General features: G+C 72.2%; 11 protein-coding genes and 1 riboswitch. Of the genes, 1 reads left to right on the top strand and 10 read right to left on the bottom strand.

Annotated features, from left to right (window positions below):
* Nucleotides 1–578: LysM peptidoglycan-binding domain-containing protein (locus IE247_RS15080; protein WP_190123592.1), on the bottom strand; the 578-nt coding region annotated here is incomplete at its 3' end.
* A 4-nt stretch (nucleotides 579–582) separates the two neighbouring features.
* A riboswitch (cyclic di-AMP (ydaO/yuaA leader) is annotated at nucleotides 583–740 on the bottom strand.
* Between the two features lie 417 nt (nucleotides 741–1,157).
* Here IE247_RS15080 and IE247_RS15075 point away from each other — a divergent pair.
* Nucleotides 1,158–1,970: a tyrosine-protein phosphatase gene (locus IE247_RS15075; RefSeq protein WP_190123591.1), complete on the top strand. Its 813-nt coding sequence runs from the start codon at nucleotides 1,158–1,160 to the stop codon at nucleotides 1,968–1,970.
* Nucleotides 1,971–1,998: 28 nt separating this feature from the next.
* Here the strand turns inward: IE247_RS15075 and IE247_RS15070 are convergent, their stop codons facing one another.
* The 9 genes from IE247_RS15070 to hpnD form a co-directional block, all read right to left on the bottom strand.
* On the bottom strand, nucleotides 1,999–2,163 hold the full coding sequence (locus IE247_RS15070) for a DUF6126 family protein (RefSeq protein WP_190123590.1): 165 nt from the start codon (nucleotides 2,161–2,163) through the stop codon (nucleotides 1,999–2,001).
* 71 nt (nucleotides 2,164–2,234) lie between these two features.
* Nucleotides 2,235–2,855, bottom strand: coding sequence for an XRE family transcriptional regulator (locus IE247_RS15065; RefSeq protein WP_190123589.1), 621 nt, complete (start codon nucleotides 2,853–2,855; stop codon nucleotides 2,235–2,237).
* Nucleotides 2,856–2,931: 76 nt separating this feature from the next.
* The gene (locus IE247_RS15060) at nucleotides 2,932–4,326 is read right to left on the bottom strand and encodes an aspartate aminotransferase family protein (protein WP_190123588.1); all 1,395 of its coding nucleotides are present in this window, start codon (nucleotides 4,324–4,326) and stop codon (nucleotides 2,932–2,934) included.
* Between the two features lie 85 nt (nucleotides 4,327–4,411).
* Nucleotides 4,412–5,434 carry an adenosyl-hopene transferase HpnH gene (gene hpnH, locus IE247_RS15055; RefSeq protein WP_190123587.1) on the bottom strand — a complete coding sequence of 341 codons (1,023 nt, stop codon included), beginning with the start codon at nucleotides 5,432–5,434 and terminating at the stop codon, nucleotides 4,412–4,414.
* Between the two features lie 5 nt (nucleotides 5,435–5,439).
* Nucleotides 5,440–6,204: a phosphorylase family protein gene (locus tag IE247_RS15050; protein ID WP_190123586.1), complete on the bottom strand. Its 765-nt coding sequence runs from the start codon at nucleotides 6,202–6,204 to the stop codon at nucleotides 5,440–5,442.
* The gene (gene shc / locus IE247_RS15045; protein ID WP_229869123.1) at nucleotides 6,204–8,309 is read right to left on the bottom strand and encodes a squalene--hopene cyclase; all 2,106 of its coding nucleotides are present in this window, start codon (nucleotides 8,307–8,309) and stop codon (nucleotides 6,204–6,206) included. The genes IE247_RS15050 and shc overlap by 1 nt, the downstream gene beginning before the upstream one ends.
* A 185-nt stretch (nucleotides 8,310–8,494) precedes the next feature.
* Complete coding sequence (locus IE247_RS15040; protein WP_190123616.1) at nucleotides 8,495–9,562, bottom strand: polyprenyl synthetase family protein; 1,068 nt, start codon at nucleotides 9,560–9,562, stop codon at nucleotides 8,495–8,497.
* A gap of 38 nt (nucleotides 9,563–9,600) precedes the next feature.
* Nucleotides 9,601–11,010: a hydroxysqualene dehydroxylase HpnE gene (gene hpnE, locus IE247_RS15035; RefSeq protein WP_373305561.1), complete on the bottom strand. Its 1,410-nt coding sequence runs from the start codon at nucleotides 11,008–11,010 to the stop codon at nucleotides 9,601–9,603.
* Nucleotides 11,007–11,945 (bottom strand): presqualene diphosphate synthase HpnD, encoded by a 939-nt coding sequence (gene hpnD / locus IE247_RS15030; protein ID WP_190123585.1) that lies wholly within the window; start codon nucleotides 11,943–11,945, stop codon nucleotides 11,007–11,009. The genes hpnE and hpnD overlap by 4 nt, the downstream gene beginning before the upstream one ends.
* Between the last annotated feature and the right edge of the window lie 4 nt (nucleotides 11,946–11,949).

Here is an 11,949-nt window from a genome sequence, read left to right as displayed (position 1 = left end):
GCGGGGGGGGGGGCGGGGGGGGGGGAAGGGGCGGCGGCGGGCGGGGCCGCGTCCTCCTCCGCCGGCGGGGGGGCGGCCCCGGCGCGCCCGGCCGGGCCGCCCCCCCCGCCGTCGGCGGCGGCGACGGGTGCCTGAGCGGGGGCGGGCGCGGCCGGGCGCGCGGCGCGGTCCTGGCTCGCGGCGCCCCGCGTACGCGCCTCGGCCCGCTCGCCGAGGGTGAGTTCGAGGCCGGGGTGGATCAGCGAGGGGTCGTCGCCGACGGCCGCGCGGTTCTTCTCGTACAGCTTCTGCCAGCCGCCGACCCGGTGCTCGTCGGCGATCTTGGACAGATGGTCGCCCGCGACCACCCGGTAGACGGTGGGCGCGGGCGCTTCGGCGGCCTGTGCGGCGGGCGCAGCAGGGGCAGGGGCAGCAGCGGCGACGGCGGGTGCGGCGACCGGGGCCGACCGCTCGGCGGCGTGCGCGCCGGTCGCGACCGTCAGCGGAAGCGCGATGGCCGCGCCGCCGGTGCCGGCGGCGACGAAGCCACGGGTGAGGGTGCTGGTTCTGGGACGGCGGTGCTTACCCTTGGCGGGCATGGGGCGTTCCTCTCCGGCGCCTGCGAGGTGAGCTGTCGGGTTCGGGCTGGAGATGCCCGGCCGCGCTCGTCGTGCGACTTCACCCCGAGCCGTCCGGAGATCCGGGCCGGCGTACTGACTGGGTCCCCCGCTCCTGCCACGCGGCTATGGGGATGGGAAGTCCGGTCGGCGGCAGGATGAGGCGGTCCGTCCGGATGGCCGTGACCGTAGACGAGCCGCCAGGAGCGGAACAAGCTGTTCCGTTTGAGTTGGATGATCCATCGCGCGCGGCCCCGGGGAATCCGGTGACCCTGCGTGGAGCCCGGAACCCCAACTCCGTTCGCCGCGTCGAAATCGGCTTCCGGCACGCCGCCACGGACGGTCACCGCTATGACCCTGCTCACCACCCGCACCCCATCTACCCCATAGACGGGTCAAGTTATAAGCAATAATCCAATTCGGTCAGACACGACTAATGCCTCTATTCGCATGTGCTGGGCGGTCGCGAATCTTCCCAGGACGCCGGGAAGGCAAGATGATCGTCGAGAACACTCCGCCGTCGGCGAGCCGCGCCGACGTCAGTGACCTTCAGGAGCCTTTGTGACGCAGCAGCTGCCGCAGGTCCCCTCGACCGAGCCCGAGCTGGTCGGAGTGCGCAATTTCCGCGATGTGGGCGGGCTGCCGACCTCGGACGGCCGCCGCACCCGGTTCGGGCGGCTCTATCGCAGCGGCCATCTCGCCCACGCGACCGAGAGCGACATCGCCTTCCTGAGCGCGCTGGGGCTGCACACGATCTTCGACTTCCGGACCCCGGCCGACATCCGGATGGACGGGGCCGACGCCGAGCTGCCCGGCGTGCGCCATGTGAATCTGCCGCTCAGCGATCCGGCCGAGGGCGTGGAGTTCTGGAAGATGGTCCGCAGCGGGGATCTCGGCCTGCTGCGGTCGGTCATGGCCGACGGCAAGGGCGAGGAGCGGATGAAGGAGTCGTACCGGCTGATCATCCGGGAGCGGACCGGCGAGCACGGCCGGATTCTGCGCGCCCTCGCCGAGGACAGCGTCCCCGCGCTGATGCACTGCGCGGCCGGCAAGGACCGGGCCGGTCTGTCGATAGCGATCGCCCTGCTCGCGGTGGGCGTGGAGTGGGAGGCGATCGAGGCGGACTATCTCAAGTCCGGCGATCCGCGGCAGCGCTACCGGGTGCGCCACGGCGACAGCTCTCCGGCCGGGACGTCCCCGGAGGTGCTGGAGCTGATGGCTCCTCTCCTCGACGCGCGCCCGGAGTATCTGCGGGCCGCGTTCGACACCGTCGAGGAGATCTGGGGCACCACCGAGCGCTATCTCACCGAAGGGCTGGGGATCGGCCCCGAGACCCGTGAGCGGCTGCGCGACCGGCTCCTCGTCGAAGACTGAGGTCAGGCGGTGCGGCCCATACGGGCTGTCACTTGCCGCCCATCTCGAACAGCAGATAGAGGAACCCGGCCAGGATGTGGCCCGCGATCAGATAGGCGAAGAGCCGGACGACCATCCCCATGGGGAACTTGCTCTCCTGCTTGCCCTTGGACTTGGGCTTCTCGGGCAGGGGCGCGGCGGTGTTCTCGGACATGACGGTCCTCACTTTCGGGACTTTCGGGCGTACGGGACTGCGGGACTGCGGGACTGCGGGCGGCGGAATTCTCAGGCGTGCGGATAGAGGTCGGGGCTCTGAAGCAGGGTGTGGGCGAAGAGCAGCTCGGCCCCCTCGCGGGAGGCGGCCGCGAGCCGGTGCGGGGTGAGCGAGTCGTAGTGCGCGCTGTCACCGGGCCCCAGCTCGTGCACGGACTCCCCGAGGGTGAGCTTCAGCCGCCCGTCGAGAACGTACATCCACTCCTCTCCGGGGTGGACCCGCACCAGATCTCCCTGGGCTCCGTACGGGACGATCAGCCGCAGCGTCTGCATGGCCCGGCCGGGCGATCCCACCTGGTGGTAGGTCCAGCCGTCGGCGAAGGCCGGCTCACGGCTGCCGCCCCGGATCACCGGGTCGTGCTCCGGCGACAGCTCGCCCAGCAGCTCGGCGATCGTCGTACCGTAGATCCTGGCGAGGGAGAGCAGCATCGGCAGCGAGGGCTGCCTGCGGCCGGTCTCCAGCCGGGAGAGATGAGCGGGCGAGAGGCCGGCCCGCTGGGCGGCGGCCTCCAGGGTGAGGCCGCGGCGGCGGCGCAGATCACGCAGCCGGGGCGCGACATCGGCCAGCTCGGCGGAGAAGTCTCCCGCGGGAGACCGGAGGTCCGGGGGATGGCCCCCGGGAGGACTCTGCATGGATCCATTGCGCCAGGAAACTGCCTCTGAGGCAAGTTTCTTGCCCCAGAGGCAAAATCTCTGGTGAAACCCCTGGTCAGCGGTTGGCCAGCGCCTGCCCCACCAGGGTCCGGCCGAAGTCCCACATCAGACCGCCGCCGGAGTGCGCGTCGTCCATGACCGCCGCGAAGGCGTCCAGGAAGCGGTCCACCTCCCGCTCCCCGACGGTCAGCGGCGGAATCAGCTTGATCACCTCCAGCCGGTCGCCGGAGACCTGGGTGAGGATCCGGTGTCTGCGCAGCAGCGGGACGACCACCATCTGCGCGAAGAGTCCCTTGCGGGCCGCCTGGAGCATGGTCCAGCGGCCGCGCAGCTTGAGCGAGACGGGGCGGCCGAACTCGATTCCGGTCATCAGTCCCCGGCCGCGCACCGCGTGCAGGAACTCATAGCGGTCCACGAGCGCCGCGAGCCGGGTGCGCAGCAGTTCGCCGGTGGCGCGCGCGTTGGCGACGAGCTGTTCGTCCTCGATCACCGAGAGCACCGCCAGGCCCGCCGCCATGGCCTGGGCGTTGGCGCCGAAGCTGGCCGAGTGGACCAGCACCCGGTCCATCGAGGAGTAGACCTTCTGGAAGATCCAGTCCTTGCCGAGGGTCGCGCCGACCGGCACATAGCCGCCGGAGAGGGCCTTGGCCACGCAGATCAGATCGGGGTCCGCCCCGGGCTCGTGCTGGTGGGCGTAGAAGTCGCCGGTGCGTCCGAGGCCCGTCTGCACCTCGTCCGCGATCAGCAGCGCCTTGTGGCGGTGGAGCAGCTCCCGGGCGGCGGGCAGATATCCGGGCGGGGCCTCGTGGACGCCCTTGCCCTGGATCGGCTCCACGATCAGGGCGGCCACATCGCCCCGGGCCAGCTCGTGCCGGAGCGCGTCGAGGTCGCCGAGCGGGACGGCGGTGTCGGGGAGCAGCGGGGCGAATCCGTCGCGGAAGCCGGATTCGCCGTTGACCGAGAGGGAGCCGGTGGTCAGCCCGTGGAAGGCGTGGTCGCAGTAGAGCACCCTGGGTCTGCCGGTGGCGCACCGGGCGAATTTCAGGGCGGTCTCCACCGCTTCGGTGCCGCTGCTGGTGAAGAACACCCGGTCGAGGTGGGGGCTGTGGGTGAGGAGTCTCTCGGCCAGCAGCCCGGGCAGCGGCTGGCAGTCGAAGCGGGTGAGGTCGGCGAGGGAGGCGTCGAGGACGTCGTGCAGGGCCTTCCGTACGACGGGGTGGTGGCGGCCCAGGCCCATCACCCCGAAGCCGGAGAGCATGTCGAGGTAGTCGTCGCCGTCGGCGTCCCAGAAGTAGGCGCCCTCGGCCCGGACGTAGACCTTGTCGAAGCCGATGGTGCGGAGCATGCGGGGCAGTTGGTGGTTGAGGTGGCGGGTGTGCAGCTCATAGCGCTCCGAGCCGCGGTCGGCGAGCAGCCGGGCCAGGTCGAAGGGCGGCGACGGGTCGGTCATTCCTCAGCTCTCCTGGACTGGGGCCGGTCCGAGGGACCGCACGCGGGGCGCGGTCCCTCGGACCGTTCTCGTGGCGGGCGTCCGCTCAGCCCCGGCTTCCGGACATCGTCTCGCGGGCCGCCCGAAGCGATTCCTTGAGCGATCCCATGGTGGCCAGGACGGCGGTGGGCTCGTAGCCGCAGTGCGCCATGCAGTTGGCGCAGCGCGGGTCCTTGCCCCGGCCGTACTTCTCCCAGTCGGTCTCCTCGATGAGTTGGCGGTACGTGGGGACATAGCCGTCGCTCATCAGATAGCAGGGGCGCTGCCAGCCGAAGAGGGAGTAGTTGGGGATCGCCCACGCGGTGCAGGGGAAGTCCGCCTCGCCTTCGAGGAAGTCGAGGAAGAGCGGTGAGTGGTTGAGCCGCCAGCGCCGCCGGTTTCCGTCGGCGAAGGATTTCTTGAACAGCTGTCTGGTCTGTTCCACGCCGAGGAAGTGCTCCTGGTCGGGGGCCTTCTCGTAGGCGTAGGCCGGCGAGATCATCATCTCGTCGACCTCCAGCTCGTCATTGAGGTAGTTCAGGACCTCGATGACGGTCTGCGGGGTGTCGGTGTTGAAGAAGGTGGAGTTGGTGGTGACCCGGAATCCGCGCTTCTTGGCCTCTTTGATCGCCTCCACGGCCTCGTCGAACACCCCTTCCTTGGCGACCGATTCGTCGTGGCGTTCGCGGAGTCCGTCGATGTGGACGGCGAAGGCGAAATACCGGGAGGGGGTGAATTTCTCGATCTTCTTGCGCAGCAGCATGGCGTTGGTGCAGAGAAAGACGTACTTCTTCCGCTCCACCAACTGCCGCACGATCTCGTCGATGTGCGGATGCATCAGCGGTTCCCCGCCGGCGATGGAGACCATCGGCGCTCCGGACTCCAGCACGGCCCCGACCGCCTGGGCGACCGGCATGCGCTGTTTCAGGACTCCGGCCGGGTGCTGGATCTTCCCACAGCCCTCGCACTTCAGATTGCAGGCGAAGAGGGGTTCGAGTTCGACGATGAGCGGAAACTTCTCGCGCTTGCGGAGTTTCTGTTCAAAGAGGTAGGTCCCTACCCGGATGGTCTGGCGGAGCGGCATGGCCATCTAGCTCACCTCCTGGGGAGCGGCAAAGAACGGTGCCATTCATGGAACGCGGGAAGGACGGAACGGAGAACGCGGAAAGCAGATATTCCACCGCGTACTGTGCCGATGCGGACCAGTTCGTGCTCCGGAGCGTCCACGATCACCCGGACGGCGGCAACGGGCCGGGGGCCCGCGCGCACCGCCGCCAGCAGGACGGCGGCGCTCTCCATGTCGGCCGCGATCGCCCCGGCGGCGCGCAGCCGGGCCCGCTCGGGTCCTCGTACGACATGGTCCGTGCCGGTGAGCGGGCCGGTGTGGACCCGGTGGCCGGGCGCGGCCCCGGCGACGGCCCGGGCCAGGGGGCCGGGGTCGGTGCAGGGCACGGCGACGGTCCCGTGCCGGGTCTCGTCGGCGACCACGAGGTCGCCCGGGCGCATCCCGGGGGCGAGGCCGCCGCAGAAGCCCGCCGCGAGCACCGCCGCGTGCCGCAGCGGGTCCTGGTTCAGCGCGGCGCGTACGGCGCGTTCCGCGTTGCGCGGGCCCATGCCGGTGCGGAGCACGGTGACGGAGCCGGCCGACACCCCCGCGACGACAGGACCGGTGACGACAGGTCCGGCCTCCGGACCCGTGACCGGCCCGGAGGCCGGACCGGTCGCGGTGACCGGCCTGGAGGCCGCCCGGTGGCGGGCCTCGCCGCGCAGCAGGGCGAATCTCTCGATGCCCAGGGCGCAGACGATCAGCAGCGGCGCTCCGGGGCCGGGCCCCGGCGCGACGGCCGGGTCCCAGGGCATCAGCTCCCCTGACGGTGTGCGGCGAGGACGGGTTCCCCGTGCACATAGCGGCCGAGCGCGGTGAGCGGGAAGACCTGCCGGTACAGGTGGTAGTTGATGGAGAAGTCCCAGGGGAAGCCCGTCCCGGTGAAGTGCGGCTCGTCCCAGGAGCCGTCCGCGAGCTGTGCGGCGGCCAGCCAGCCGACGCCCCGCTCGACGGCGGCGCTCCCCCGCTCCCCCGCCGCGAGCAGCGCGATCAGCGCCCAGGCGGTCTGGGAGGCGGTGGACTCGCCCTGGCCCACCCAGGTCTCCTCGCGGTAGGAGCGCAGATCCTCGCCCCAGCCGCCGTCGTCGTTCTGGACGGATTCGAGCCAGCGGACCGCGCGGCGGATCGCGGGGTGCGAGGCGGGGATCCCGGCGGCGATCAGCGCGGGGACGACCGAGCCCGTGCCGTAGACGTGGTTGACCCCCCAGCGGCCGAACCAGGCCCCGCTGGGCTCCTGGTGGTCGAGCAGCCAGCGGATCCCGCGCCGGGCCCGGGGGTGGTCCGCCCTGCCCTCGTGGGCGAGCATCTCCACGACATGCGCGGTGACGTCGGCGGACGGCGGGTCGATCACCTCGCCGAAGTCGCTGAAGGGCAGCCGGCCCGGGAACCGGCTGGTGTTGTCGGCGTCGAACGCGCCCCACGCGCCGTCGCCGGACTGCATGCCGAGCGTCCAGCGTCCGCCCCGGGCGACGGCCGCGTCGACCCGTGCGGGCTCGGGGTGGCGGACCCGGCGCAGGGCGAGGATGACCTCGGCGGTGTCGTCGATGTCGGGGTAGGTCTCGTTGTGGAACTCGAAGGCCCAGCCGCCGGGGGCGAGTCCCGGCCGGCGCACCGACCAGTCGCCGGGGCGCACGATCTCCTCGCCGAGCATCCAGTCGGCCGCCTTGACCAGCGCCGGATGGTCGGCGGGCACCCCCGCGTCGGCGAGTGCGACGGTGGCGAGACAGGTGTCCCAGACGGGTGACTGGCAGGCCTCCACCATCCGCGCGCCGTCCTCTCGCCAGACGGCGAACCGGTCCAGCGACTCCAGCCCGGCCCGCATCACCGGGTGCCCGATGTCGTAGCCGACCAGGTGCAGGGCGATGAGGGAGTACACGGCGGGCGGCTGGATCCCGCCCCAGCAGCCGTCCTTCTCCTGCCGCTCGACGATCCACTTCGTCGCCGCCCGGACCGCCGCGCCGCGCAGGGCGCGCGGGGCGATCCGGTGGTAGCGGTGGAGGAGCCGGTCGGTCCGCTGGAAGAAGCCGCTCCAGCTGATCGCCGGGGCGAGCGGCTTCGCCGGGTTGGGATCGCGGTGGTCGGTGTGCAGCTCGTCGAGGGCGAACGGCGCGGCTCTGACCGGCCTCTTCGCCGAGACGATGGTCAGCGGCACGATGGTCTGCCGCGCCCAGCAGCCGAAGTCGTAGATGTTCAGCGGGAACCAGGAGGGGAGGAAGATCAGCTCGGGCGGCATCTCGGGGAGGTCCTCCCAGCGCCACCAGCCGAAGAGCGCGAGCCAGATCCGGGAGAAGACCCGGGAGGCGGCGATCCCGCCGCGCTCGCGGATCCAGGCGGACGCCCGGGCCATGTGCGGATCGTCGGGCGCGTCCCCGGCGAGCCGGAGGGCGACGTACGCCTCGATGGTGACGGACAGCTCGCCGGGGCCGCCGAAGAAGGTGGCCCAGGTGCCGTCCTCCCGCTGCTCGCCCCTGATGAAACGGGCCGCGGCCTCGGTGACGCGGGCGTCCGGGATGCCGAGGAACTGACGCATCAGGAGATCTTCGGCGTCCATCGTCACATTGGTCTCAAGCGTCCCCTTCCACCAGCCCTCGGCGTCCTGTCTGCTCAGCAGATGGTCGACCGCCCGGGCGACCGCGCGGGCCGCGATCCCGGGCGGATCGCTCGCGAGCGGCTCCCCGAGCTCCCCGGCCTCCGTCGTCCCGGTACCGGTACCCGTACGGAGCTGTACAGACCCGTCCTCGGGAGCGTTGGCGTCCGCGGAGGGGCGCGTCTCCACGGGCTGATGCAGATAGATCTTCTCTTCGGCGGTGGCCCCACTGGCCCGTGCCGACCCGCCGCTTCCATCGGTCGTCGCTGTCATGGCTTCCCCTTACCGTGCAGTGATGCGTGATGCGCTGCTGTGCCGGGGGTGTCCGTCGGCCGGCTTCCGGTTGCCCGGTCGCCGGCCGGCGACTGCGATTCATATGGAAGACATGATGGATGTCGCGGCGGGGGTGTGTGTCACCTCTTCCACGAGTTTCTTCCCTCTGGTCGAGTGGGGCGGATTCACCGCTTGCGGACCACGACGAAGTCGGCGAGCGCCACGAGCTGCGCCCTGACCTGCTCGGGCAGCTCGACGCCGTCCAGCGCGGCGATGGCGACGGCGTGCTGACGGCGGGCCTCCTGGGAGGTCCACTCGCGGCCGCCGGCCTCTTCGATGAGCGCGGCCCGGGTGGCGAACTCCTCCTCGGAGAAGCTGGCGAAGTCATTGCTCTTGGCGTCGGCGGCGAGCAGTTCGCCGAGCCGGCGGGAGGCCGGCCCGCCCTCGGCGAGGGCGGCGACGACGGGCAGGGACTTCTTGCGCTGGCGCAGATCGCTCCAGGTCTGCTTGCCGGTGCTGACCGGGTCGCCCCAGATGCCGAGGAGATCGTCGACGGCCTGGAAGGCGAGGCCGAGGTGGTAGCCGTACTCCTCCAGGGTGTCGGCGGTGCGGTCGTCCGCGCCGCCGAGGACCGCGCCGATGGAGACGGCGCAGGCGAGCAGGGCGCCGGTCTTGTTGCCCTCCATCTCCAGGCACTCCTCGACGGTGACCCGCTCGCGGTGCTCGTAGGAGATGTCCTGGGCCTGGCCGTCGATGAGCTTGCGCGTGGCGGCGGTCAGCCGGCGGGTGGCCCGGCCGGCCTCCACGGTGCCCAGTTCCAGCAGGACTTCGTTGGCGAGCGCGAAGAGGGCGTCGCCGACGAGGATCGCCTGCGCCGGGCCGTGCACCTTCCACACCGTGTCGCGGTGGCGGCGCTGCTCGTCGCCGTCCATCAGATCGTCGTGGAGCAGCGAGAAATTGTGCACCAGCTCGACGGCGACGGCCCCGGGGACGCCGACCTCGGGGCGGGCTCCGGCGGCCTCGGCGGAGAGCAGCGCGAGCGCGGGGCGCACGGCCTTTCCGCCGTCGCCGTCGGCGGGCAGGCCGTGGGCGTCGATCCAGCCGAAGTGGTAGGCGGCGACGGTGTCCATGGGGGATGCGAGCCGGTCGACGGCGGCGCGCAGCTCCGGCGTCGACATGGCGCGTCCGCGCTCCAGCAGCGCGGCGATGTCGACGCCCGCTGCGGTGTCATCAGCCGGGTTCGCCGAAGGCACAGTCGGCACGGTCTCTCCTCTTGTTCCGGTACTCGGGCTCACGCCGCCTCCTTGAGCGGATGTGCATGGGGGCGGCCGAGAGCACGGAGCGCCGCGTCGGCCGCGGTGAATCCGCTGCGTACGGCGCCTTCCATGGTCGCGGGCCAGCCGGTGGCGGTCCACGCGCCCGCCAGATACAGCCCGGGCGCCCGGGTGACCGCGCCGGGGCGCAGCCTGCCGACGCCGGGGGTGGGCGCGAAGGTGGCGGCGCGCTCGCGGGTGACGAAGAAGTCGTTCACCCTGGCGTGCCGCGCGGGCGGCAGCAGCCGTTCCAGTTCGGGCAGATAGCGGGCCCTCAGCTCGGCGACGGGCGCGTCGATCTCGTCCTGGGCGGCGGACTGCGACAGCGCCAGATACTGGCCGTCCGTCAGCCCGGAGGCCTCGGTGCGGTCGAAGACCCACTGGACGGGGCTGCCGATCGCGGTGAAGAAGGGGCGGCGCAGCACCTTGCGGTCGTAGAGGACATGGATGTTGAGGATGGGCGCGGTGCCGATGTCGAGCAGCCGGTCGGGGTCGGCGAGCGCGCCGTCCGGCAGCAGGGCGTGGGCCTCGCGCTGGGCGACGGCGAGGACGACGGTGTCGGCCGTCAGGGGCTCGCCGTCGGTCTCGACGCTCCAGCCGGGGCCTTCGGCCGCCGGGTCGTGCTCGATGCCGCGCACCTTGACGGCGGTCTCCACCCGGACCCCGGCGGCTTCGAGCGCCTTGCGGGCGAGGGTGTCGTGCAGTTCGCCGAGGGGCACCCGGGCCCAGCCGATGTCGGCCGCGCCGGGCTCGGTGAGCAGTCCGGTCTTGAAGACCTTCGCGGCGAGGCCCATGGAGGTGTCGGGCGCGGTGGCGTTGAGCGTCGCCACGCCGACGAGGTCCCACAGGGCCTCGATGGTCCGCCGGGACTGGCCGTGGCGGCCGAGCCAGGTGGCGAAGTCGATGCCGTCGAGCGCCGGGTCGGCGGGGTCGAGCCGGCCGAGCGCGAGCGCGGCGCGGCCGACGGAGGCCCGTTCGGCGAGGCTGAGGTGGGGATAGGTGGCGAGGCTGGCCGCGAGGTGCAGCGGTACGGGCAGCGCGGTGCGGCGCAGCCGTCCCAGCCTCGGGCGGCCGGGGCGGCCGACGTCGAGCACGGGTACGTCGAGGCGGTCCTGCACCGGGGCGAGCGCGGTGCCGCCGATCCGGTCGAGGAACCAGCGGTACGCGGTGCAGCAGCGCAGATAGACGTGCTGGCCGTTGTCGACGGTCAGCTCGCCCCGGCGGAAGGAGAAGGCGAGCCCGCCGAGGCGGGGACGGCTCTCCAGCAGGGTGACGGCGAGGCCCGCGTCCGCGAGCTGGAGCGCGGCGGTGACGCCGGCGAGCCCGCCGCCGACGACCACGGCGCGCCGGGGGCTCGTCCCGTCGCCGCTGATGTGGTGGCCTCTCACGCGCGCCCCCTCAGGGTCTGCCTGCTGATGTGCCGGGCGTCCAGGCCGGAGAGCCCCCGGACGGCGACGTACGCCTTCTCCCGGCCGGGGAGCGAGACCCGGCCGCGCAGGACGGCCTCGGGGTCGCGCTCGATGCGGTCCAGGAGACGCCGGTAGATGCCGGCCATCGCGGCGACGCACGCGCCGCTGCGCCGGTCGAGCATCGGCAGCAGCCGGTACCCCTCGGCGAAGAGGGCGCGGGCCCGCCGCACTTCGAAGTGGACGAGACCGGCGAAGTCCGCTCCCGGCGGCGGGCTCGACGAACGGAAGCCGTCGGAGCAGCCGAACTTGGCGAGGTCGTCGGCGGGCAGATAGGTGCGCCCGTGGCCGGCGTCCTCGCGGACGTCCCGCAGGATGTTGGTGAGTTGGAGCGCGAGCCCGAGGGTGTCCGCGTACTCCGCGGCGCGCTCGGCGCCGCGCGCGCCCTCCTGGGTGCCGAAGACTCCGAGCGAGAGCCGTCCGATGGCTCCCGCGACGCACCGGCAGTACGTCTTGAGGTCGTCCCAGGTCTCGTAGGTCTCGCCCCGGACGTCCATGAGGACGCCGTCGATGAGTTCGTCGAGCCCGCCGAGCGGCAGCGGGAAGCGCCGCGCGGTGTCCGCGAGGGCGACCGCGACCGGGTCGGTGTCGTCCTCGGCGACCTCGTCGCGGCGGACGCGCTCCAGCAGCTCCCGGGTGGCCTCCAGCCGGGAGCGCTTGTCGTCGGGGGCGAGATCGCCGTCGCCGATGTCGTCCACGCGTCGCGAGAACGCGTACAGCGCGGACATGGCCTGCCGCTTGTCGGGCGGCAGGAGTCGGATGCCGTACGCGAAGTTGCGCGCCTGCTGTCCGGTGACGGCCTCGCAGTAGCTGTACGCGGCCTGTACCGGTGCCGGCATCTGGGTGGTTTGCTCCATGGTC

The organism is Streptomyces inusitatus (genome assembly GCF_014651115.1).
GTDB lineage: Bacteria > Actinomycetota > Actinomycetes > Streptomycetales > Streptomycetaceae > Streptomyces > Streptomyces amakusaensis.
Note: the sequence above shows the minus strand (reverse complement) of the source record. Positions and strands in the feature narration are given on the sequence as shown.

Excerpts from the sequence above, each read along its gene's own strand:
- IE247_RS15070 (WP_190123590.1), bottom strand. The coding sequence starts at position 2,163 with ATGTCCGAGAACACCGCCGCGCCCCTGCCCGAGAAGCCCAAGTCCAAG.
- hpnD (WP_190123585.1), bottom strand. The coding sequence starts at position 11,945 with ATGGAGCAAACCACCCAGATGCCGGCACCGGTACAGGCCGCGTACAGC.
- IE247_RS15060 (WP_190123588.1), bottom strand. The coding sequence starts at position 4,326 with ATGACCGACCCGTCGCCGCCCTTCGACCTGGCCCGGCTGCTCGCCGAC.
- IE247_RS15050 (WP_190123586.1), bottom strand. The coding sequence starts at position 6,204 with ATGCCCTGGGACCCGGCCGTCGCGCCGGGGCCCGGCCCCGGAGCGCCG.
- hpnH (WP_190123587.1), bottom strand. The coding sequence starts at position 5,434 with ATGGCCATGCCGCTCCGCCAGACCATCCGGGTAGGGACCTACCTCTTT.
- shc (WP_229869123.1), bottom strand. The coding sequence starts at position 8,309 with ATGACAGCGACGACCGATGGAAGCGGCGGGTCGGCACGGGCCAGTGGG.
- IE247_RS15065 (WP_190123589.1), bottom strand. The coding sequence starts at position 2,855 with ATGCAGAGTCCTCCCGGGGGCCATCCCCCGGACCTCCGGTCTCCCGCG.